This is a genomic window from Corynebacterium felinum (assembly GCF_030408755.1).
GTDB classification, from domain to species: domain Bacteria; phylum Actinomycetota; class Actinomycetes; order Mycobacteriales; family Mycobacteriaceae; genus Corynebacterium; species Corynebacterium felinum.
On record NZ_CP047209.1, the window covers coordinates 455165 to 478069 of the forward strand.

18 protein-coding genes are annotated in these 22905 nt (G+C 55.3%); 13 read left to right on the forward strand and 5 right to left on the reverse strand.

Going from position 1 to position 22905, the window contains the following annotated elements:
- Positions 1-91: 91 nt before the first annotated feature.
- The gene (locus CFELI_RS02060) at positions 92-400 is read right to left on the reverse strand and encodes a hypothetical protein (RefSeq protein WP_277104635.1); all 309 of its coding nucleotides are present in this window, start codon (positions 398-400) and stop codon (positions 92-94) included.
- 36 nt (positions 401-436) lie between these two features.
- Here CFELI_RS02060 and CFELI_RS02065 point away from each other — a divergent pair, with 36 nt between their 5' ends.
- Both CFELI_RS02065 and CFELI_RS02070 read left to right on the forward strand, forming a co-directional pair.
- Entirely contained in the window at positions 437-1987 is a 1551-nt protein-coding gene (locus CFELI_RS02065; protein WP_277104636.1) for a sodium/proline symporter, read from the forward strand.
- 3 nt (positions 1988-1990) lie between these two features.
- Positions 1991-2521, forward strand: coding sequence for a hypothetical protein (locus CFELI_RS02070; protein WP_277104637.1), 531 nt, complete (start codon positions 1991-1993; stop codon positions 2519-2521).
- Positions 2522-2574: 53 nt separating this feature from the next.
- On the opposite strand, the gene CFELI_RS02075 is transcribed toward CFELI_RS02070, so the two are convergent.
- Entirely contained in the window at positions 2575-4332 is a 1758-nt protein-coding gene (locus tag CFELI_RS02075; protein WP_277104638.1) for a PucR family transcriptional regulator, read from the reverse strand.
- 338 nt (positions 4333-4670) lie between these two features.
- Here CFELI_RS02075 and CFELI_RS02080 point away from each other — a divergent pair, with 338 nt between their 5' ends.
- The 4 genes from CFELI_RS02080 to CFELI_RS02095 all read left to right on the forward strand — a co-directional run bounded on the left by CFELI_RS02080 (position 4671) and on the right by CFELI_RS02095 (position 10061).
- Positions 4671-6164, forward strand: a complete 1494-nt coding sequence (locus CFELI_RS02080; protein WP_277104639.1) for a CoA-acylating methylmalonate-semialdehyde dehydrogenase — start codon at positions 4671-4673, stop codon at positions 6162-6164.
- A 58-nt stretch (positions 6165-6222) separates the two neighbouring features.
- Positions 6223-7617, forward strand: a complete 1395-nt coding sequence (locus CFELI_RS02085; protein WP_277104640.1) for an aspartate aminotransferase family protein — start codon at positions 6223-6225, stop codon at positions 7615-7617.
- A 360-nt stretch (positions 7618-7977) separates the two neighbouring features.
- Positions 7978-9399, forward strand: a complete 1422-nt coding sequence (eccB, locus tag CFELI_RS02090) for a type VII secretion protein EccB (RefSeq protein WP_277104641.1) — start codon at positions 7978-7980, stop codon at positions 9397-9399.
- Positions 9400-9641: 242 nt separating this feature from the next.
- On the forward strand, positions 9642-10061 hold the full coding sequence (locus CFELI_RS02095) for a TIGR02611 family protein (protein WP_277104642.1): 420 nt from the start codon (positions 9642-9644) through the stop codon (positions 10059-10061).
- Positions 10062-10410: 349 nt separating this feature from the next.
- On the opposite strand, the gene CFELI_RS02100 is transcribed toward CFELI_RS02095, so the two are convergent.
- Both CFELI_RS02100 and eccD read right to left on the reverse strand, forming a co-directional pair.
- Positions 10411-11610, reverse strand: a complete 1200-nt coding sequence (locus tag CFELI_RS02100; protein WP_277104643.1) for a S8 family serine peptidase — start codon at positions 11608-11610, stop codon at positions 10411-10413.
- 38 nt (positions 11611-11648) lie between these two features.
- A complete protein-coding gene (gene eccD / locus CFELI_RS02105; RefSeq protein WP_277104644.1) occupies positions 11649-13109 on the reverse strand; it encodes a type VII secretion integral membrane protein EccD in 1461 nt (486 codons plus the stop codon).
- 843 nt (positions 13110-13952) lie between these two features.
- Here eccD and eccCa point away from each other — a divergent pair.
- From eccCa to CFELI_RS02125, 4 genes are all read left to right on the forward strand, one after another.
- Entirely contained in the window at positions 13953-17648 is a 3696-nt protein-coding gene (gene eccCa, locus CFELI_RS02110) for a type VII secretion protein EccCa (protein ID WP_277104645.1), read from the forward strand.
- 10 nt (positions 17649-17658) lie between these two features.
- The gene (locus CFELI_RS02115) at positions 17659-18738 is read left to right on the forward strand and encodes a type VII secretion-associated protein (protein WP_277104646.1); all 1080 of its coding nucleotides are present in this window, start codon (positions 17659-17661) and stop codon (positions 18736-18738) included.
- Between the two features lie 240 nt (positions 18739-18978).
- Entirely contained in the window at positions 18979-19296 is a 318-nt protein-coding gene (locus tag CFELI_RS02120; protein ID WP_277104647.1) for a WXG100 family type VII secretion target, read from the forward strand.
- A 153-nt stretch (positions 19297-19449) separates the two neighbouring features.
- Positions 19450-19638: a hypothetical protein gene (locus tag CFELI_RS02125; protein ID WP_277104648.1), complete on the forward strand. Its 189-nt coding sequence runs from the start codon at positions 19450-19452 to the stop codon at positions 19636-19638.
- On the opposite strand, the gene CFELI_RS02130 is transcribed toward CFELI_RS02125, so the two are convergent.
- Positions 19635-19802, reverse strand: coding sequence for a hypothetical protein (locus tag CFELI_RS02130; protein WP_277104649.1), 168 nt, complete (start codon positions 19800-19802; stop codon positions 19635-19637). The genes CFELI_RS02125 and CFELI_RS02130 overlap by 4 nt on opposite strands.
- A gap of 685 nt (positions 19803-20487) precedes the next feature.
- On the opposite strand from CFELI_RS02130, the gene CFELI_RS02135 reads away from it, so the two are divergent.
- The 3 genes from CFELI_RS02135 to rpsI all read left to right on the forward strand — a co-directional run bounded on the left by CFELI_RS02135 (position 20488) and on the right by rpsI (position 22252).
- The gene (locus CFELI_RS02135; RefSeq protein WP_277104650.1) at positions 20488-20775 is read left to right on the forward strand and encodes a WXG100 family type VII secretion target; all 288 of its coding nucleotides are present in this window, start codon (positions 20488-20490) and stop codon (positions 20773-20775) included.
- 503 nt (positions 20776-21278) lie between these two features.
- Positions 21279-21722 carry a 50S ribosomal protein L13 gene (gene rplM, locus CFELI_RS02140; RefSeq protein ID WP_277104651.1) on the forward strand — a complete coding sequence of 148 codons (444 nt, stop codon included), beginning with the start codon at positions 21279-21281 and terminating at the stop codon, positions 21720-21722.
- Positions 21719-22252, forward strand: coding sequence for a 30S ribosomal protein S9 (gene rpsI, locus CFELI_RS02145; RefSeq protein WP_277104652.1), 534 nt, complete (start codon positions 21719-21721; stop codon positions 22250-22252). Before rplM ends, rpsI begins: the two co-directional genes overlap by 4 nt.
- The last annotated feature ends 653 nt before the right edge of the window (positions 22253-22905 follow it).

Here is a 22905-nt window from a genome sequence, read left to right on the forward strand (position 1 = left end):
AAGGTGGGGTTTCATACATTCTGCTCAGGCATAAGTATCGAGTAAAACGCCACGTCACGCAGCTGTTGCCAGTCGCGGGCTGAGAAGGTTCTTAGTGTGGGAAAAGCCTAGACACAGCCAATTGTTGCGTTGCATTATGCTCATGAACATTGTGTCCACTATTATCCACCAAACGAACACAATTATTCTTTCCAGAAAGAGCTTTGGCTGATTGAGTGAATGTAATACCGCTGAGCTTTGCATTCAAAAAACAAAGCTGAGCGTTGCATTCACTACTGAAGGGAACAGTGATACAGCCATGTTTGGTCTCCCCGATTTCACCGTAGCCGTCATTTTTGGCGTCTCGCTTATCTGGATTATTTATACACTTGTGTTTTGGATCATGAGCAAAAATTGGCACCTCGCCGACGAACCTGAGGGGCGGTGAGGATAGATCATGAATGTTGCACTGATTTTTCTCATCGTTTATTTCGTGGCTATGGCGGGGATTGGTTTTTGGACCATGAAACGATCATCCAACGATACCGAAGGTTATTTGCTGGCAGATCGATCGCTCGGCCCTGCCGTGACTGCGCTGCGCTTACAATCGTCCTCCATGTCCGGCTACATGTTCTTAGGTGCTGGTTCTTTGGCCTACACCCAGGGTTATTACAGCATGTGGTACGCGCTTGGCGATATCGGCGGCGGCATTATCAACCTGTCTGTTTTGGGACGGCGGATGCGCAAACTTTCCCAAAAACTCGGCTCGCTGACCTCCATTGAATACCTGGAGCACCGCTATCAAAGTCAATGGGTTCGCCTGATCGCAGCACTAGTTGCTTTGGGATGTTTGTTCTTATACGTACTCTCCCAATTCGTTGCCGGCGGTACCGGTTTGAGCTCTGTTACCGGCTACAGCTTCGAAATTTCCCTGATCATCGCGGTCGGCGTGATTGTGCTCTACACCTTCCTCGGTGGATATCTCGCGGTGGCATACACTGACTTCATTCAGGCAATCGTGATGCTCATCGGCATGCTCTGGATCTTCATCGCCACCTTGCGTTACGTTGGTGGATTTACCGCCGGAAACACCGCTGTTGGTGAAATCAACCCCAACTTGCTCACCATGTGGGGTGCGGATTTAAGCTTCCAAGGCCAGTGGGGTGTGATCCTCGGTGCGCTGTTGCTGTTCTCCATCGGCTATATGGGTTGGCCACATGTGGTGGTCAGCCACATGGCGATGCGCAAACCCTCAGTGGCCCGAACTGCAGGCGTTTACGCCACGATCTTCAACTTCCTGTTTATCCCCGCCCCCTACATCATCGGTATTTTCGCGCTGCTGATTTTGCCCGCCCTTGATGATCCGCAGCAAGCAATTTTTGAAGTAGCGAAAACCGTACTGCCGAATTTCGCTGTAGGTATTGTGATGGCGGCAGTGATGGCGGCAATTATGTCGACCGCGGACGCGCTTTTGCTGCAGGCGTCGACGATCGCCGCGAAAGACCTTTTTGGTCGCTTCATGATCAAAGACATGAATGAACGCCAAATGGTGTGGATCTCTAGGGGTGCGGTGCTGCTGCTTTCCTTCGGTGGCATTGTGCTGGCATTTTGGCAGCCACCCGCAGTTTTTGGCCTTGTCGTGTTCGCCACCTCCATTTTGGGTGCGGCTTTTGTGCCGGTGTATGTGTGCGCGGTGTGGTGGAAGAAAGCAAACGCCATTGGTGCTCTCGCATCGATTCTCACAGGAACACTCGTGGTCATTGTGTGGCAGCAAGCAGGTTTAAGCGACAGCACGGGGCTTGACTCGCTTATTTCGGGGCTTGCAGCCTCAACTCTTGCCATGATCCTAGGCTCTGTGCTCACCCAGCGCAGTCACCCAGTATCCGCAGAGATCGTCGCGGCGATGGACGATGCGGCAAGCATTACGCCAAGCACCTACAAGCTGGATAAAGGCAACGACCCGACTCTGGCGCATCAATTCCCGCCCGCAACCAACCCAAAGCATTAGGTCATGGATTACCCCATCATCACAGGAACACTTCCGCTCCAGCTTGATCACGCAGATGCGTGTGCGCGGGCAGTGGCGGCGCTGCACCCAGTTTCCCCTGGGCTCACGAAGAATGCGATCGATGAAGTGCAGCTCAGCCACTTTCCGCTGTTGGGTGTGGAGTTTGAGGTTGTTGCGCACAAAGGTCCCGCGCTGAAGGTGACGGGTTCGCGTTTTCCTGTGGTGGTGGATCGGGTGTCCGGTGTCCCTGTGATTACGTCTGTGTGGCCGCAGTTGCGGCTAGGCGTGCCAGAGGGGTCGATTGACTGCGAGTCGCTGCGGTTTCGGATAGACATTGATGAGGGGATCGAGGTGGCCCGGCATGCAGTGACTGTGAGCGTGATGCGCCGGTTGAAGTTGGCTTCAGTGTTCGATTTGCAGCTTCGGCGCTGCGTGTGGCCGTTGTGGAAACCGAACTATGTTGTGCGGTTTGCGGGTTGTGATGTGCTTGTCGACGCCGTCACAGGAAACGTGGCCGTGCGCGAAGACAGCTAACACGACAGCACGACCTTTTTCCTACTCCTTACTACCCTTACTGCCACAAACCTTTACTGCGTCTCAGTGTGGACCGCAGAGGGCGGAGGTTGCGGCGTGGGGATATTGCGCAGCGCAAGATTGAGGGCGAAGTTGGTGTCGCCGTCGCTAAGATCAGCGTTGAGCAGCCGCTCAATAGTAGCAAGCCGCGAATACAATGCGGTGCGCGAAAGATGCAGCTCATCGGCCGCAGCGGAGCGGGAAGTGGGGTGCTTGAGCACCGCCCGAAGAGTAGGGAGGAGATCGCCACGATTTTTCTTATCGTAGGCAATCAGTGGCTCTAAAGTGGTGGACACATACTGCTGAACGCGCACATCTTCACGCAAATCAAGCAGAAGATGCTCAAGCGGATTACGACTCAACGGTTCAACAGTAAGCGGTGGGGACGAGGAGTGCAGCGGCGGTAGGAGCGCAAGCTTACGCAAATGCGCCGACAACTCATGGGGATCCGCCTGGCTCAACGCATACGTAATATGAACGCTACTGTGAACGGTCGCGGGAAACTTCTTCGCCCACGCCATCAACTGCAAGCGCAGATGGGTGTGATCGCAACTATGCGGATGCTGCGGGAGAGAAAACGCCCCCAACAGCATCTGAGGATGCTCACTCGGGCTAAGAAGAACATCAGTGTCGTGGAACATCGCGCGGGCATATTCACGCAACTGCGCTGGGCTCACATGTGTATTTCGGTGCTGAATACACACCGGAACAATCGTGCGGTTGGCAAGACGGAAACCGGCAGCATCTAGTACTTTCCTCACACCCTCAGCGCTGGAATACTTGTTATTAACAAGCCGGTCAAGGGCGGTTTTCTCAAGCAAATCAACCCACGAATGCTGGTTGGGGCTCCCCAACCTATCCATCGCAAGCGCCGTGGCAGCCTGCTGAAGAATATGATCCCCGCCAGCAGGGGAGGGGCTGCGACCAAAATAAAAAAGCCGACCCCACACAATGCCTTGAGCTTGGATGTCGATCATGGTCCACAAATTCGCCTCATAGCGGTGGGAAACATCCTCAGCAAGCGCCTCCACCACCGCCTTCGTCCCCGTATGCCCCGCCACATTCACAGTCACACAGTCACTCAACGTCCCATGCTTCCCCAACGTACGAGCCCAACGGCGCGACCTAGAAGCCCACTTGTGAAGCAACACACTCGGAAGCAGATGCCCCTCCGCGAAAGTAACCACCCGATGGGACAAATCCTCCAACACCACAGGACAACCCAAAAGCCGCGCCGCATGATGCACAATATGGGAGGTCGGCGCACCGTTGATAATAAGAGCATTAAACGATTGCGTCACCTTATGGATCTCCGTTACCTGCGCAATTTTGCTTTCCAACAGCATGGAGTGAACTTTTTCCGTGAGGTCAACGAACCTGATTTCGTCGTAAAGCACAAGCAGCGGAAGATCATGATCACGGCACGCCTGCACAACATCTTGCGGCACAGTCTGCCACGAAGAGCCCAGCTCAATCAGCAACGCAGCAACATGAGCACGAGCAAAATCTGCAATCATGCTACGCCGCTCATCCGCATCATCACTCCACGCAATACCCGTGGTCAACAGCAATTCGCCACCACTTAAAAGCTCCGAGGCGCGCCGCGCATCCGCAATATGCACCCAGCGCACAGGACGATCAAGATCCTTTGGTGCACACAACGCCTCCACACGAACATCACGCAATGTGGGAGTCTCAAGCACATCACGAATCGTGAAAAATTCACCATACTCCCAGCGATGAACCGGCGGGCGCGTTTCTGACCGCGACATGAGGGTACCTCCCTTTGCATTCTTCAGCGCGCAAACCCACAAACACCCGCGTCATTCTTCACACAAGCGGCGAATGGGCACAAAGTGAACACAGTGTATTTTTTCCGTCCAAATCATAGACAGTTCGGGCCTATCCTACCGGCCACACAGCGCCTTAGCATGAAGTTAATCACCTTCCTACCAAGATTTAACACTGTGTTCACCTTGGTGTTCGACAGTTCAAAAAACATCGACCACCGACACAACACAGCGAAGGTGACACCCCCCTTATGCCCACACCGCGCATCCCTTATACCCTAATCGCGCACGTCTTTGCCCCAAGGAGTTAAAGAACAGTCATGATCGTCAACCACATCATCAACGGCGTCGAAAGCCCCAACTTCGAAACACACAGCACAAGCCCCATCTACAACCCCGCCACCGGCGAACACATCCGCGACGTTGTGCTCGCCGATACTGCCACACGCGAACACGCCATCGCCAGCGCCGAAGCCGCCCTACCTGCCTGGCGCGCAACAGGCATGGCCAAACGCTCCCACATCATGTTTAAACTGCGCGAAATCATCACAAGCCGCAGCGAGGAACTCGCCCGAATCATCTCCGAAGAGCACGGAAAAACACTCGCCGATGCGCACGGGGAAATCACCCGCGGGCTCGAAAACGTCGAATTCTGCGCGGGGCTAACCCACCACATGAAAGGCGAATACCTGCAACAAGCCGCGCACGGCATCGACGTGCACCAAAGCCGCCAACCGCTCGGCGTCGTCGCCTGCATCACCCCCTTTAACTTCCCCGCCATGGTCCCGCTGTGGATGATCACCACCGCCATCGCCGCAGGTAATACCGTGATCCTCAAACCCAGCGAAAAAGACCCCTCCGCCGCAAACTGGATCGCCGCAGCATTCCGCGACGCTGGGCTTCCCGACGGCGTACTCAACGTGCTTCACGGCGACCAGCATACGGTGGAATATCTGCTGGAAACCCCACGGGTCAAAGCCATCAGCTTCGTCGGGTCCACCCCTGTTGCCAAAGCCATCTACAGCAGTGCCAGCGCAGCCGGCAAACGCGTCCAAGCACTCGGCGGTGCGAAAAACCACATGGTCGTCATGCCCGACGCTGATCTCGACGCCGCCGCCGATGCCGCAATCTCCGCCGGATTCGGTTCCGCCGGCGAACGCTGCATGGCCATCTCCGTGGTCGTCGCTGTCGGAAATATCGCCGATGAACTGGTAGAAAAAATCGTCCAACGCGCACACCAGATCACCCTTGGTGTCTACGACGACCCGAAAACCGACATGGGCCCTGTGATCACCCGCCAATCCCTCGAACGCATCACCACCTTTGTTGCCGAAGCAGAAAAGCATGGGGCCACAGTGGTCGTCGACGGCCGCGACTGGGATCGAACACACCTCAACCCCAACGGCTACTTTATCGGCCCCAGCATCATCGACCACGTCAGTGCCGGAATGCCCTGCTACGACGAAGAAATCTTCGGCCCCGTCCTATGCATAGCCCGCGTTGACAACTACGCACAAGCACTAGAGATGATCAACTCCAACCCCTATGCCAATGGCACCGCCATCTTCACTCGAGACGGCCGCACCGCCCGCGAATTTGAAGTCGGCATCGAAGTCGGAATGGTGGGCATCAACGTCCCCATCCCAGTACCCATTGGGGCATTCTCTTTCGGCGGGTGGAAAAACTCCCTCTATGGCGACACCCACATGTACGGGCCGGAATCCTTCCACTTCTATACCCGCCGCAAAGTAGTGACCACCCGCTGGCCGCTGCCAGACGAATCCCAGATCAACCTTGGATTCCCCACCAACTAACACCGCACCGGCACCTTCTACTTACACCCCCTACTATCCACCCCCAAATCCCAGAACTATGCGGGGACAAGCATGCATACTAGGGGGTGTGAGTACCTACGATACACAGACAAGGACACGCGCCATGAGCAGCAATGCAGATGTGAAAAAACTCGACCGCAGCTACGTCTTCCACTCTTGGTCCGCCCAAGATCTCATCGACCCACTGCCCGTCCACTCCGGTGAAGGCAGCTACTTTTGGGACTTTGAAGGCAACCGCTACCTCGACTTTTCCTCCCAACTAGTCAACCTCAACCTCGGCCACCAACACCCCCGCCTGATCAACGCGATCAAACAACAAGCCGATACCTTGTGCACACTCGCCCCCAGCTTCGCCGATAAAACCCGCTCCGAACTTGCCGAGCGAATCGTCAACGCAGCTGGCTCCGACACATTCTCCAGCGTGTTTTTCACCAACGGTGGGGCAGAAGCCGTGGAAAACGCCGTGCGCATGGCACGCCTGCACACTAACCGTCGCAAAGTTATGGCCATGTACCGCTCCTACCACGGTGCAACCTCCACCGCGATCAGCCTCACCGGCGATCCTAGGCGTTGGGCGAACGAACCCGGCGACAGTTCAGTTGTCCACTTTTTCGGCCCCTACCCCTACCGCTCACCCTTCTATTCCAGTAGCGACGAAGAAGAAACCACGCGGGCACTCGAACATCTCAACCACCAAATCCAAGTCGAAGGCCCCAACACTATCGCCGCGATCATCATCGAATCCGTTGTCGGAACCAACGGCATCCTCGTGCCCCCACCCGGCTACCTCGAAGGGGTACGTAAAATCTGCGATACCTACGGCATCCTTTATATTGCGGATGAGGTCATGGCCGGATTTGGCCGCACCGGCACGATATTCGCCTTCCAAAACTTCAACGTCACCCCAGATTTGATCACCTTCGCCAAAGGCGTCAACTCCGGCTACATCCCCTTGGGTGGTGTGGTTATTTCCAAGCCTGTTCGCGACACCTTCTCCACCCGCAGCTTCCCCGGTGGCCTCACCTATTCTGGGCACCCCCTCGCCTGCGCGCCGGGTGTGGAAACCTTCAAGATTTTTGAGGAAGAAAAAATCCTTGAGCACGTCCAGCAGCTCGCCCGCGAAGTAGTGGCCCCACGCCTAGAACAGCTGAAAAACACCCACGACTGTGTCGGTGATGTTCGTGGCCTTGGACTGTTCTGGGCGATTGAATTGGTCAAAGACAAAAACACCCGTGAACCACTGGTGCCTTTCAACCCCACCCCAGAGGAAAATGCGCCGATGAATGCGCTCGTGGCGGAGTGTAAGAAGCGGGGCTTGTGGCCGCTGACGCATTTCAACCGGATGCATGTGGCACCACCGCTGACTATCAGCGCCGACGAACTTAACGCAGGCCTCGATATTATCGACCAGGCTCTTTCTTCAGTCTTCTAGTGGGCTGAGAAGTTTTGTGTGGTCGCTCTCTTCGATGTGGTGCGCGCATAGTGCGCGCGCCGCATCGGGAAAGTGGGGCGGAAAAAGGGTGGTGATTTTGCTGTTGTTGATGCACATGGTGGGCTAAAGTTGGGTGGGTGAGGATCCTCCGCCGTGGCTAAAAAATCAGTGATGCTTATTGCTGATGATTAAGAGAAAAGATCATGGCGCGTGCACGTGCAGTGTAGGGAAAGCTGCGGGCGCACCGCAGGTGGGGGAGTTAAAGAATACTGCTGGGGATACTTTGTGCTGTATGGGTGTGTTTCCTGTGTGCTTTTAAGTACTGGGGGTGTGTAACAGGATGGAAGAAAGAAATGCACCATGGGAATTACTCCTACGACGAAAGCCCAGGTTTCTGGGCATAGGTTTTTGTGGCGCCGAGTGGAACATGGTTTAGTTCTCGGCGATGTCCGTATGATTCATGATCCGTTGAGCAAGCGTCGTCGTGCTTTGCTGTTCGGAGTGGCTGCTGCAGTGCTGATTAGTTTGGGTTCTGCCGCGTTGGCGGTGTTTAAACCCGCTGTTGATCCTGGCCAGGCGCAGGTGATCAGGGCTGAGAGCGGGCAGTTGTATGTCAGGGTGGATAATCAGATCTATCCGGTGGCGAATTTGAGTTCGGCGCGGCTGATTGTGCAGGAGCCAGTGCAGCCGGTCAAAGGTGGGGATGCGGTGTTGCATAAGATTCCGAAGGCAGCTCCGGTGGGGATTGCGGATGCCCCGGCGCTTTTTGAAAAGCCGGGAAAGTCGCCGAAGGTGTTGCGAAGTTTCGCATGTCATCTTGTGAAGGCACCTGAAACTCGACTGGATCCGCGCTTAGATGATGTCACTGTGGTGGTTGCGGAGGAGAGTTTCGCCCATGTGGGGTTGAAGGAGATGAACCCGAAGCAGGCGTTGTTGGCGCAGGTGGGGCAGCGTCAGTATGTGGTGACGCAGCAGGGTCGCCGAAAATTGCCGGATGAGAATAGCCCTGAGGGCCGTATTGTGCGCCGTGTGCTGGGTATCGGTCCGTCCACCCCACGCTGGTTTGTGCGTGATGAGCTTCTCGACGCCGTCATCGCGCAGCCTGACCTGCGATTCCCACAGGTGGATGAGGTGATTAGAAGCTCCGGTCGAGTATTTGCCCTCAAAGGTGGGCAGCTGTTTCCCATCACTGATGCCCAAGCCCGACTGCTGGAGGCGATGGGGGTGAGAGCGCGGATGCAAACCCCGTTGCACATTGCCGATATTCAGGATGGGCCCGAGGAAGTGTTCCATCTGCCGGTGGAAATTCCGGACTTTATCCAACCGGAGGTGTATGTGCCCTGTATTGATAGTGCGGGAAAGGTCCAGTTGTTTGTAAATAAAGCCGATAAGAAGCAACCCCAGCAAGTCGAACAATCCGCTGCACCAGCACAAACGCAAGATACGCCGTCATCAGGCCCTCCTCATGCGACACCGATGGTTGCCGATGAGCACCCGTTGAGTTTCTTTGGTGAGCCGGTGCGCATCTCGGGCAAGAGTATTGCGCGACAGTTCGTCGGACCTGGGGTGGCATTTGCTGCCGATACGGGTTCGGGTATTCATATTGTGGGTGCATCTGGGTTGCGGCACCGTTTGGAAACACCTGAGACGAAAGATCATGTGGGCTTGAGCCAAGTGCATCCTATGTCGTGGGATATTCTGCGTTTGTTACCTGAGGGTAGTGAATTGGGGCGCACTGCTGCATTGCAACCGTTGGTCCCTGAAGTTTCAACCTCCCCATGAGGGTTTCGGTGAGTTTGGCCACGCGAAGCTCCTTGTGACCCTAGAGTGTGCTGGGAGTTTTATGAATTGTGTAATAATTCGGTAGTTGTCTGACGATTCAAAGGGTAGATTGAACATTATGGACAACACGGGGCCACCTCAAGGTTCTGATCAGAAGATAAGAATCGTGTGGTGCTGGTGTTGGCGCATGAAGGTTAATTAGCCAGTTTCTAAACAGGAAGCAGGAGGTGATTGCACCTACTATGTCCAGTATGCGCGAAGCCGTGGCAGCTAAGGTTGAGGCGATCACACGTCAACATGAGCTGATGAAAACTAAGCGTTACGGATTTTTGGTCCGCCCAACCGTGCTGTGTATCGGCTGGTTGGTTGTCGTTTTCGGGTTGATCACCATTCCTTTTCCTGGCCCTGGTTGGCTCACTGTTTTTATTGGCGTGGGTATCTTGAGCCTTGAATTGCATTGGGCATCACGCCTTCTTGCGTGGGGTGTGAAAACCTATGACCGTTTCCACACGTGGTATCGGGGGCGCTCGCGTGCAGTGCGCTACGGGTTGGTCACAGCCTCATGCGCAGTCGTGTGGGTTGTTGTGGGTACAACAGTATTTGCTGCGTGGAAGCTGGGCGCATTCCCCGCACTCGACCCAGTGATGCACGCAATGATGTAAAGGCATGAGCTCGTCGCGGATGAGTGTAGTGGCTTTGCCTTAGACCACTTTTGCCACCTGCTGTGGTTTTAGCAAGAAGATGTGTGCGTGAAAAACCAACCTATGGTTATGGGGGGGTGCGTGGCACTTAAGCGCTGAAGCATGCAGGGGTTTCCACCTCTTAACTTCGCGCAGTGCTCAGGTTGCCGTCTATTCCCCAGCGATAATTCTTGGCAAAGCTATTCTCCTCATGGGAAAACCCCACTGCAGGCTGTGTCGTGTGAAGAAAAAACACACGCGCTTAAAAAAGTAACTTTTCAGCGCGTGCCGTTTTCCCCGAGCTGCCAGCGGCATAGTCCCACAGCTGTGGCTATTGTTGTTTTTTCCTTTGCCTGATACCTATCAGCGCTAGCCCCGTGGCAAGGGCAGCAACCAGCACAACACTGACATACCCTGCCCGTGTGGATAACTCAGAATGCTGCACCACAGGCGGTTGAAGTGGAATCGGATCAGGATCATAACGAGTGGCATTCGACAAGGAATACCGCACCGTACGATTCACATCCAAGGTACCCACCGATGGATCCACGCTCGCAAAAAGCACACTACGCAACTGTGCGGCTGATGCTTGCGGATGCAACTGCTTGAGCAACGCAACCGTCCCCGCCACTACAGGAGCGGCAAAACTCGTGCCCTCAAAAGGCGCAACGGAACTGCCATTAATCGTCCCCGCCGCCAACCCCGACCCAAATGGGTCAAGAGCAGCAAAAACGGTACCCGGCGCGGCAATCACTTCTTTAGGTGCGGCCACCGTGTAGGGAGTGTGGTGGTAATTATCAGCCAGTGAGGCAACGGCGATGACTGTTCCGGCGTGGGCTGGTAACACCCAGGAGCCTTCGGGGCAGTCGTTGCCGGTATTTCCGGCTGCGGCGACGATCACAACATTGTGGCGTTCGGCTTTTAGCAGCACCGAGTCCAAGCTGGAGGTATCGAGTCTGGTGTGGGGTGGGATGCAACTGACCACGGAAATATTAATCACTTGGGCGCCTTGGTCGATGGCGGAGTCGATGGCGGCGACGAGGGACCCGAGGGAGCCTGCATTGTGGTCAGAGTGGGCTTTGGCACTGGTTTGTTTAATGCTGAGAATGCGGGCGTTCGGGGCAACGCCGACGATTTCGTCGCTGGCCCAGCGCCCAGCAATGACTCCTGCGACGATGGTTCCGTGGGCGTCGCAGTCGATAAGCGCGCCGGGTGCTGGCGCGGTGTCGGGGGTGTCGGGGTGGTCGCCGCGAACGAGATCCCCGCCGTCGTCAAGCATGGGCAGTCTGGGGTGTGGTGCGACGCCGGTGTCGATGACGGCGACGGTGATTCCTTCCCCGGTGGCGAATTGGTGTGAGTCGCGGTAGGTGTCGGCGAATGCGGCTTGGTGGAGGAGGTGTTCGTCGTCGGCGGGGTAGCTGCGGGCGCACTGTGGTTGGGCGGTTGCGGGGGTGATAAGCGCTGTACCTGCAAGTACGCACAGCAGGGCTGTGATTATGCAGCAGGTGAGGATCGTGGTGCGCCGGAGCATGGGGGTGCAGTGTGTCGGTGAGTTGAAGGGAGCGTGGGTCATAATGATAGCCCTCGAATCATGGCGAAAATTCCTGCTACCTGCAGTGCAAGCGGGATGCAGGCGGCGATGGCGAGTGCTTCGGCGCGTTCAATCCACACAACGGTGGTGGGTTCAATGGTGGGGATGCGGTTTGCCCACAGCAGCGACGAAACCATCAGTAGTGCAACAAGTGCGCATAATCCCAAAAGCCACGGATTGTCCAGCCATGCTGCCGCGAGGGTGGCACACACTATGGCAAGTTGTGCGGGAATCCATAATGCCCATGTGTCGAGTGCTGAGCGATGCCGGTGGGCGTGCAATACCAGCGCTAACCAGACGCATAATGCGAACCAAAACAGGTAGGTGTGGGGGACTAGTAGCACCCGCACAATGCTTATCGACGCCACCACCATGCTCAGCGAAATGCTCAGCCCGACGCCGAGCACCAGGCCTCGCGCAATTGATTGGGCTGCGGCGGACTTGGCGGGAATTTGGTCATGATCAATATCTGACACACTCAACTCTTGTCCTGCAGTGGGAAGCTGGGGCACTTTCAACCCCGCCATTTTCGCTACTACCTGTGGTCCGAAGGATAAAAAGATGAGCATCACAGTCACCACAATCCCAATTGAGGGGTACAGCCACTGCCAATCTGGGGTAGCAGAATCGGTGGCGGAAGGGCGATAGATAAACGCTCCGAAACCCGCCGAACTCAGCGCAATCCCCACCACGATTGTGGCCGTAATATGTGCTTTTTCCTGCATGAGCAGGAAGAACAGAGCAGCGCAAATAATCGCCGCAACACCAGCCAAGCTCAGCGCAACAGACCAGCCTGAACTAAATGTTTCTGCATTCAGCCCCGCCATGATCGCCTCTGGGCTGGGTACAATCGCTGGGCCTAAAACAGCCACCGCCACAATGCCAGCAACCAGTGCGGCAATGCTGGGGATAAACAGCGCTGCACGGGACCAGATTGCCAAACCCACAGCAAGCATCGCCGCCAAACTTAAACCCACCGCGGGCGGGAACGGTAACTTCGCCCCAATGCCGCACAGCAATGCCACACCCACCAAGCATGCACAGGAGGCAGTGCCACGGGCAAAAGGACTATGCTGCACCGAATGTGCCAAAGCCTCTGCCGCATCGCGAATCACTGGGGGTTGAGCGCCGGAACTCGGGCGAATAACGATCACATCCCCATGGCGCAACCCCAACTTATTCAACGGTTCATGGGCATCTAAAGGCGAACCTGCGGCAGTAACCACCTCCCAACTGCCGCTTAATGTAGGGGCGTGCATGAGCTGAATCACTTCGTCGAGCATTTCAGCAACACAACTGCTGGCAGGAAGCGCCATATCGGCTTGCTTGCGATGGCTACCCACCTCCACCCGCACGCATAGGCGCAGGCTGGACACATCATCGGTGGGCAAGGAACGTTTTTTCTGTCCCTGATCGACTCGGGTAGGTAATTCAGACATGGTGGTTCACCAGATTCTTTCGCGATAGCAATCAAAAAGTGGTGAAGAGTAGCTGTTTTCTACGCAACTGCAACCCTCGCTGGCGAGACGCCACCTAGTGCTGCATCGGTCAATGCATGCAGGTGGCACAAGGCCAGTGAAAGAAGCAGGGTAGTCGCAGTCCCTTCAATAGATAAGACTGGAAAAATGCGATTTCGGTTCCCATTTTTTTCGCAGCGGGGGTGAAAGCCTCACTCATTTATACCCCAGTTTTAACTGTGAAATATGCAGGTAGATACACCTTTTTCAGGTGTTTTTTCGCGCGGGGGGTAGTACCTCAATGTGGGGGTGGGAGGTCTTTCAGCAGCGTTCACGCTGCCCTACACTGTGAAACCACCTGTGGAAAACGGCCATCATCGTTTTTCACTCCCCAACAGCACTAAAGCGAAGTATCAACTGAGCTTTTTCACAGTGCCGTGGGGGAGAAAATCAAGGAAACACCACGGTAGGTCCCCATTTCATGCGTGATCTCGGCAGTGCGACAACTACACGGTTGAAGCCATGCCACACGCAGGAAGATGTGGGCACTACCACAGTGGATGACTATGGGATTACAACTCTCCCTTTTTAAGTCTTTGTCCGTTCGTGTGCAGCACAACTGCCACACGCCTTTCGTGGGGAAAGGGCCAACACGGACAACGACACGCTTTGTGCATTCCCGTGTGCGTGTTCACCACAGCAAGGCGCGCGGAAAAAGGGAGAAACACTCAGTGTGAGGGCAAAAAGCGAGGCGAAATGACGATCGCCAATTTCCGCGTGCCTTAAAAACCAGCGGAATTTTTGAAATGAAAGACCCACACAACCATGGCTGAACGCACCGTAGATACTCTCCCCGAAAACACCGCCTCTCAAGACGATGCTGGGCCTGTCATTGTCGTTGAACCCGTGCCCTACAACCAGCGGGAACCCGAACCACCTTTGCCCCAAGGCACACTCGAACCCGAACCTGTGCCCGAAGCTATAAAACCTCAACCCCTGCCACTCGTGCGTATCCTCGTCCCGCTCGTGATGGTGATCGCCATTGCCGCCATGGTGGGGCTGATGTTCCTCAGTGGCGGTGAATTAAACCCCATGATGCTGGTCTTTCCCCTCATGATGCTTATGGGTATGGTCATGATGTTTTCCCCACCCCAAGGTGAAGACACCGACGAAGTACGGCGCACCTACCTCAGGCATTTGAGTCTGCTGCGGGAAAAAGCCGCCCACAATCAGCAAGCACAACGCCGCCACGAATTGCACTACAACCCCGCCCCCCACACGCTGTGGTCCATGCTTGGCAGCACCCGCATGTGGGAACGCAACAGTGACGACCCCGACGCCTACAGTGCTCGGGTGGGCTTAGGCCCTGCTGAACTCTGCACCCCGATCGACATGATCGACCCCGGTGCTTCCGAAGACCTCGACCCCGTGTGCGCAGTGAGCATGCGGCATGTGACCACCACCATGGGCATCATCGAAAATATGCCCGTTGTTCTGCACATTCGAGCCTTTGGGCTGCTGCACCTTTCTGGGCCGTGCGCACACGACATGGTGCGCGCCATGATCGCCCAACTGTGTTTTTTCCACGGGCCTGAAACACTGCATGTCAGCTGCTTGGGCACAAGTTTTCACTCGTGGGCGAAATGGCTACCGCACACCAGAATCAGCACCATTCACAGTGCCGAATACCGGATCGCGGTGCTTGACGAAACCCTCAGCGATGATGAGATTGAGAAAGCCTGCGAAAACGACGACTTTGACACCATCATCGTGCTGAACAACCGCAGCGACTACGTGCTCAACAAAGCCGAAGAAGACGGCATGTGTATCAGGGCAGGCACCCAATCCTTGGCTGTGCTTTCCGACGAAGGCAGCGAACCTTTAGGTGTTGCCGACACCTTCAGCGAAGAACACATGGTGCGCTTTGCCCGCGGTTTGACCAAATACATTCGACCCGAACATGCCGAAGGCGGACGCAATTCTGGGCTTACTGGTTTGCTGGGTGCGAGGGACCTCAACGCAGAATCCCTCAACTCTTTGTGGCGACCACGCGGCAACAAGCGCCTAGCCGTACCCATTGGTGTGGACGAACGCGGCCGACCCCTGATTCTCGATATCAAAGAGTCCGCCCATGGGGGCATGGGCCCGCACGGGCTGTGCGTGGGCGCAACCGGTTCCGGTAAATCGGAGTTGCTGCGCACCCTCGTGGTGGCGCTCGGGGCGACGCATTCCCCAGACGAACTCAACCTCGTATTGGTGGATTTTAAAGGCGGCGCTACATTCCTCGGGCTGGAAAAACTACCCCACACCTCAGCGGTGATTACCAACCTATCCGAAGAATCAGTGCTGGTTGAGCGCATGCACGATGCTATTTCGGGCGAAATGAATCGACGACAAGAAGTCCTGCGTAAGGCAGGGAACTTTGCCAATGTTACCGAATACAACAAAGCCGCTGATGCTACGGGCGACCACCCGCGCATGCCTGCTTTGTTCATCGTTGTCGACGAGTTTTCAGAGCTTTTGGGTCAGCACCCAGACTTCGCAGACCTGTTCGTGGCTGTGGGCCGCCTCGGACGTTCGCTGCACATCCACTTGCTGCTTGCCTCCCAGCGCTTGGAGGAAGGCCGGTTGCGTGGCTTGGATTCGCACTTGAGTTACCGCATTGGTTTGCGCACATTTTCCGCCGCGGAATCTCGGCAGGTACTTGGTGTGTCCGAGGCGCACCGCCTGCCCAGCAAACCCGGTGCTGGCTACATGAAGACGAATGCTGATGAGCTGCAGCGATTCCAAGCAGCCTACGTGTCTGGCCCGCTGATGATGCCAGCGGCTTCGCAGAAGAAAACCCTAGACAAACCCTCCACCTCACCCGCGCCTGCTGCTGTGAAACTGTGGGATGGCTGGGGCGAAGAGACGGAAGAAGGGGAGGTGCCCATGGTCGCCGACCCTAGGGGCACGCTTGTCGACGCCCTTGTCCAGGCGGCAGTCGAGGGTGCGCAACAGCGGGGACAGAAAGCTCACCAAGTATGGCTACCACCGCTACCGAAGCAGCTCAGCCTCGGATCGGTGGTACAAGAATGCGGGTTCTTACAGGCCAGCGTGGGAATTATCGATAGGCCGTACCACCAGCGCCAAGATCCCTTCAGCATGGATTTCTCTGGCAGCAAAGGCCATGCCGTGATCTGTGGTGGCCCTCAAACAGGGAAAACCACAGCTGTGCGTGCCATTATGGTATCGCTCGCTGCGACCCACAGTACCGATCAGGTGCGCTTCTATGTTCTTGATTTAGCAGGTCAAGGATTGGAAAATACCCATCAGCTTCCGCACGTGGCTGGGATTGCCCATCGTGGGGAAAACGAAAAGATTGGGCGCATCGTGGACGAAGTCACCGGTTTTATCGATGAGCCGGAGCCACGCCACACCTTCCTCATCGTCGATGGTTGGCACGTGCTGCAGTCCGAATACGAAGATGTGATGGACAAGGTCGGCCGAATTGCCGCCGACGGTTTGGCCGCCCGAGTGCATTTGGTGATCACCACATCCCGATGGACGGTGGTACGCCCAGCGATCCGTGACCTGATTGCGCAGCGCGTTGAACTCAAACTTGGCGAAGCACTTGATTCGCTGATTGATCGTCGCGCCCAGCAGAAAGTGCCCTCCTTGCCTGGTCGCGGGTTAAGCCCCGAAGGCGAAACCATTCTTTTTGCCCAAGCCGCAAACCAAGATATTGCGCACGTGTGCACCATAAGCGCTGGACAAACCCCCGTCCCGAGCCTGCGCATGCTTCCTATGCACTTGTATCTCAGTGATGTTGAAGCACACCAAAATCAACCTGATAGTGGGGTGCTGTTGGGCATAGGTGGTCCGAAGCTGGCCCCACTGGCGTGGGATTTCAACCAAAGTCCTCACTTGGTGTGTTTGGGTAGCCAAGCATCGGGCAAGTCGACTGTGCTCAGCACAGTCATGGAAGGTGTGTGTCGCCTTGGGCGGGAGCAGGCACGACTGGTGGTTATCGACCCCCGCCGCCACCATTTGGGTGCCATTGAACCCACAATGCTGGCAGCCTATGCGGCAAGTACGCAACAAACCGAAGCCACACTTGCCGACGTCGTAGTCACCCTCAAATCGCGCCTCCCAGGCCCCGATATCACCCCTGAGCAATTAAAAGCCCGTTCCTGGTGGCAAGGCCCCGACCTGTTCATTGTTATCGACGATTTCGATGTGCTTTCCGACGCCACCATGGCCCCACTGCTTCCGTTATTGCCACACGCCCGCGACATTGGTGTGCACATCATTGTCGCCCGCAAAGCAGGCGGTGCCGTCCGAGCCTTCTACCAGCCATTCTTAAGCGAAATCAAGGACCAGTCGCCCATGGTGATCCTTCTCGACGCCGATAAAGAAGACGGCCCACTATTCGGAATCCGGCCCATCCCACAACCCCCAGGGCGCGGCACACTCATCTCCCGCGGAAGCAGTGTCGGCCTCATCCACATTGCTGAAGCCCCGCCGACACCAAACATCTAGGAAGGCTCTCATGAATAACGCTCACGCCTTCATGCGGGCGGCAGCCGATAATTCGGATCTGACCATCACCGTGCTCGACACCGCCACCATCTTTGAAGGCCACGACAGCGTCTACCGCTACGACCTACCCAAAACCGCCATCGACGAAGGGTGGGGGCTTGATGCACTCGTGGAACAGGCCCACCAACTCATGCACATTCAATGGCCCAACTGTGACATCGCCGTTGATACCGACCCCGACTACACCCTGCTTGTCATCGATGCGCTCCGAGCCAAAGGCGTCCACGCCTTCGCAGTGGAACAACCCCGCGAAGAACCCATCGTGGACGACCACCTCGCCGAAAACGAAGAAAACCTCATTAACCTGCGAGAACGCAAAAATAATGACAGAAGTTCAGCAGGGCTGGGATACAACAAAGAGCGATTTTTCACCATCGCCGGCAACAAATACACCCTTGCCATCAGCATGGTGGTCATTCTCACACTCGTCTTCGGGTTCTTAAGCATCCGTGGCACCGTCGGGCAGCGCACCACAACTGCACAACCACGCCCAACGGCAAGCAGCATTCAACCAGTGACAACCGCAACGATTGCTCCTGCGGTGACACCGACGTCGATACGCGAGAAGCCCCCACCACCGCCTGCGCGGGTGGAGAAAACCGAAACCCTGACCCACGCCAACACCACCTATACATTCACCCTGCCCGAACATTTCCAGCTCAAGGAACGTACACAACACGACGGCATGTTCACAGCCACAGGTGCGGATGAAAATCTTCGCATACTCTTCGCCGCCGACCCCGCCTATGATGCACAACCCGCAGCAATTTTCGAGCAACTGCAAGCAAGCATTGACTCCGACCCTGCGCTTGACAGCGCACCTGTGCCACAGCTGGGCCGCGGACCGGAATTTGCCTACACCGAACACCCCGGCGACGGTTCGGAAGTGGGGTGGTCTGTGTGGGTCGAAAACGGCTTCATCTACTCCGTCGGATGCCACTCGCGACAGCAAATAACGTTGGCGCAACGCGCAACATGTCGCGAATTAGCGCTCAAAGTGCACGCTAAAACCGCAGCTCAGGAGGGGTAAAAAAATTTTGGGAACGCAAACGTCAATTTTCCAGTCTTTATATATGTAGGGTTTTTTCCCGCCCCTGGGGCAAAGACAGGACACAAGTCAGCGCCACAGTCACAGCGGGAAAAGACGTGAGGAACAGGTTTCACGGATAGTGCACAGCCGCTAAACCTCAGTAGCTCACACAGTCAAAGCTCTACACAGTGCACTAGCAATTTGGATACTTTCTCGTCTTTTTGAAAGGAGATTCGTGCGATGAGCAATTTCTTCCGCACCGAAGCAGACGTCATGGTCGCAACCGCAGGCCGTGTCGACGACACCAACAATGAAGTCCAGTCCGAGCTCACCCGCCTGCGTGGCGTGGTCGACGGTGTCCGTGGCGCATGGGCAGGTACCGCCCAGGTCGCTTTCGACAACCTGATGCAACGCTGGAACGCTTCAGCAAACGACCTGCAGCAAGCGCTCAGCAGCATCAGCGACAACATCCGTGCGAATGCCCGCTCGTTTGAAAACGTCGAAGCTGACAACGCTGCTGCATTCAGCAACGTGGGAGGACAAGGCCTAGCTCTCTAACAGCAGAGCTTGAGTGTAAAGGTTTTACACACCTTCTGTGAATGAAGGAGCACAGCCTTTATACAGCACACATTTCCTCACACAACCTCATAGCGTCTGTTTCGCACACAGCTCGGTAAAAACCAGCGTCGGTCGGGTGCTTTCCCCCCCACTATGTACACACCTCACCGACACACCAAGCAGTGGCGCAAACACGGTGCATCGTCTCCACAACACGATGCACCGCAAGACGCTGAGAAGGATGAAAACTCAACAGTGAATTTTCAGCAAGGCGACCGTGTATCAACCGCTCTCAACGCCACCGGTGAAACCCGCGTGCCCCCACACGGGAAGTTTTCTTAACTTCCGTTCGTGGTTTCACCACAGCGTTGATTGATCACCGCAGCACAACTGTGTGCGTCTTTTACCGCGATCACCAACCGAAATCGCAGGAGAAACGGCGCCGAATCCAACGGCGTGAGCACAGGATAAGACACGATGCCGGTGGTATTTTCATCAAATCCCACTTTCCTTGAAAACGCCTCGGGTACACCCCGTTAACGTGGCTGAATAGCCCGCTTTTGCTTCCGTAACCCTCATTGAATGTGGGGGAGACAAAAGGAAAAGTGAAAAACAGCCACAAGGGTGTAACTGAGCCCTCACTACCACCAGCACCGCGTTGAGCCTGTGCACACCACCACGGATGCGGCACACACCAAACTGCTGTGAACGAATCCGGTTCGTCTTTCGCACTAGCCAAGGAGTGCTTGTGGCAACACACCTGCCATGCGGGAGGCTTTAAGTTTTCTGCGACCACACGTCTTAAAACGCGAAATGCAACGCGAAAAATGACATGCGGTGGCCAAGACAAACGCCAATGAACGCAGGCGGTTAACACCTTGTGTGGGGCAACGATCGTATCCCCCAAAAACAATTGTTCCTCAAACGCAAGTACACGTGTTTTCCGCACCTGTGTGACACAGCCACAAAGCCTCCTGGTTTGATGAAAGACACTGTCGATCGCCTTCTGAAAACACACGTGAGGTTTCGTCCTCACACGGATGGTTTTTCTCCCTGTTCATGACACAGGCGAGAAAAATCCATGCGTATCCTTCCCCCTTGACCCTCACCACCGCGGTGCGTGGGTGTCGAGCGGGGGAGAACATGACACATTTTCACTACCGTCTATATGAAGAAAAGGAGAGTATCCCCATGGATATGATCAAGTATGGTTTCGGCGATATCGAAGCAGCCGCCGGTGATATTCAATCCACCTCCGGCCGTATCAATTCGCTGCTGGAAGGGTTGAAGCAGCAAATCAGCCCAATGGTGTCTACGTGGGAAGGCCAGTCTGCAACGGCCTACCAAGAGGCACAGGCAAAATGGGACAAGGCAGCTGCTGAGCTTAACACCATCTTGGCTACTATTTCCCAGACTGTACGTTCCGGCAATGACCGCATGAGCGATGTCAACCGCTCGGCGGCTGCATCCTGGAGCTAAGTCGCCGTAGTCGTGCTTTTCGGTTGCGTTTCCTTTCCGTCTGTAGCAAAGACTCAACTCAATTCGTGTTTTGCAAAAATTGTTCCACGATGCGGGATTGTGTATTTGGTAGGTGCATCTTTTCGCGGTTGTCTCGTTGCTCGGGCGCATAAAGGAAGCGACAACAAAAACGTATCCCTTCCGGTCACATGTCTGGTGTTAGGGAGGGTGTAAGTATCCACCTTCATTGATATGAAAGGCCTTGTAATCTCCCCTTGTCTGGGTGTGGGAATTTCCACCCGTGACAAGGGGAGATTTGGCATTTGTGCTGCACTGTTCTAGAATCGTTGGTCTGTGTGTGCAAAGCATGCCTTCAGTGAGTGAACGTTATCTTTTCGAGGATGTTTTTCGCTACGTGAAGTTGTGCAGCACTGCCTGTCACGGGTCTCCACCGGCCGCCGTGAGTGAAGGATTTTGCACACAGTTGGCTGGCAGTTCTAGACAGACTTTAAAGGAGTCATTAAGTGTCTACTTATCACCCTAAGGGCGGTGACATCACCCGTAAGTGGTACGTCATCGACGCCACTGACGTGGTTCTGGGTCGCTTGGCTGTTACCGCAGCTGACCTGCTCCGCGGCAAGGGCAAGCCACTTTTCGCACCTAACGTTGACTGCGGTGACCATGTCATCATCATCAACGCTGACAAGGTTCACGTTTCTTCCAACAAGCGTGACCGTGAGTTCCGCTACCGTCACTCCGGTTACCCAGGTGGTCTGAAGACCATGACCCTGGGTCGTTCCCTGGAGCTGCACCCAGAGCGCGTTGTTGAGGAATCCATCCGCGGCATGATGCCACACAACCGTCTTTCCCGTGCGTCCGTTAAGAAGCTGCACGTCTTCGCAGGTTCCGAGCACCCATACGGCGCTCAGAAGCCAGAGACTTTCGAGATTAAGCAGGTGGCACAGTGACCGAACAGAACGTAACCGAAAACTTCGAGGTTGAGGCAGCCGATATCGCTGCTGCTGCAGCCGCTACCGAAGAGTTCACCAACACCATCGGCGATGCAGTTGCTGCTGAAGCTGAGGTTGAGGTTGCTGCTCCAGTGCTGCACGAAGGCCCAATTCAGACCGTTGGTCGCCGTAAGCGCGCCATCGTTCGCGTTCGCCTCGTTGAGGGCTCCGGCCAGTTCATCTGCAACGGCCGTAGCTTGGAAGAGTACTTCCCGAACAAGCTGCACCAGCAGCTGATCAAGGCTCCTTTGGCTTTGATTGATCGTGACGGCCAGTTCGACATTCACGCTAACCTCACCGGTGGTGGCCCTACCGGTCAGGCTGGTGCGTTTCGTCTGGCTATCGCTCGTGCACTGAACATCTACAACCCAGCAGATCGCCCAGCTTTGAAGAAGGCTGGCTTCCTGACTCGTGATGCTCGTGCTGTTGAGCGTAAGAAGGCTGGTCTGCACAAGGCACGTCGTGCCCCACAGTACTCCAAGCGTTAATCTTCTTATCGTTTGTGCTCAAACCGCTTCCACCGCTTTTCGCGGGCGGAGGCGGTTTTTGCTATGTCTACGATGCTTGGAAGGCTAAGGACTACCAAGGAGGGTAAACGTTACTGTGAGTAGGAGAGATCTCCTGCACGCAATCCCTGAGGAGGGCTTATTTTTTAGGCTGTGAAGGTGTTTCTTTGCCAAGAATGGATCCACAAGGGGGAGTTGCTGTGGGGGTTGAGGAGAGTTTTCACGCATGGGCCATGTGTTGGGAACTAAGGATGGTGACGGGAAAATTCTTTAGCGAGCGAGGATTTTTTAAAGGGGGGTATGTGTATTGATACCCCCGTTTTATTAAAGAATTCCCATAGGGATGAGGGGGGATAGATTCCGATTTTCGGGGGTGATTGTTGCGGTTTTGAGAAAATTTAGATCGCGAATCGGTGAAGTGTAAACATCTTATACTGACAAAAGTTTCGCGTGGATCGGACTAAATCTGCAGGTCATTGATAGGGGGTTTTGCTTGTTGAGCAATGTCTGCCGTGTAGGGGTTGGACACTAAACATACTTAATTGTTTTCTTGGAAAGGGCTATAACAAAGCTTAGTAATTATTAAGTTCCAAGGTAGGGCTGCCTCTTTTACGTAGTTATAAGGTAAATTTTTA

Coding starts and splice junctions, on each gene's coding strand:
- CFELI_RS02065 (WP_277104636.1), top strand. CDS start 437: ATGAATGTTGCACTGATTTTTCTCATCGTTTATTTCGTGGCTATGGCG.
- CFELI_RS02070 (WP_277104637.1), top strand. CDS start 1,991: ATGGATTACCCCATCATCACAGGAACACTTCCGCTCCAGCTTGATCAC.
- CFELI_RS02075 (WP_277104638.1), bottom strand. CDS start 4,332: ATGTCGCGGTCAGAAACGCGCCCGCCGGTTCATCGCTGGGAGTATGGT.
- CFELI_RS02080 (WP_277104639.1), top strand. CDS start 4,671: ATGATCGTCAACCACATCATCAACGGCGTCGAAAGCCCCAACTTCGAA.
- CFELI_RS02085 (WP_277104640.1), top strand. CDS start 6,223: ATGCGGGGACAAGCATGCATACTAGGGGGTGTGAGTACCTACGATACA.
- eccB (WP_277104641.1), top strand. CDS start 7,978: ATGGGAATTACTCCTACGACGAAAGCCCAGGTTTCTGGGCATAGGTTT.
- CFELI_RS02095 (WP_277104642.1), top strand. CDS start 9,642: ATGTCCAGTATGCGCGAAGCCGTGGCAGCTAAGGTTGAGGCGATCACA.
- CFELI_RS02100 (WP_277104643.1), bottom strand. CDS start 11,610: ATGCTCCGGCGCACCACGATCCTCACCTGCTGCATAATCACAGCCCTG.
- eccD (WP_277104644.1), bottom strand. CDS start 13,109: ATGTCTGAATTACCTACCCGAGTCGATCAGGGACAGAAAAAACGTTCC.
- eccCa (WP_277104645.1), top strand. CDS start 13,953: ATGGCTGAACGCACCGTAGATACTCTCCCCGAAAACACCGCCTCTCAA.
- CFELI_RS02115 (WP_277104646.1), top strand. CDS start 17,659: ATGAATAACGCTCACGCCTTCATGCGGGCGGCAGCCGATAATTCGGAT.
- CFELI_RS02120 (WP_277104647.1), top strand. CDS start 18,979: ATGAGCAATTTCTTCCGCACCGAAGCAGACGTCATGGTCGCAACCGCA.
- CFELI_RS02125 (WP_277104648.1), top strand. CDS start 19,450: ATGTACACACCTCACCGACACACCAAGCAGTGGCGCAAACACGGTGCA.
- CFELI_RS02135 (WP_277104650.1), top strand. CDS start 20,488: ATGGATATGATCAAGTATGGTTTCGGCGATATCGAAGCAGCCGCCGGT.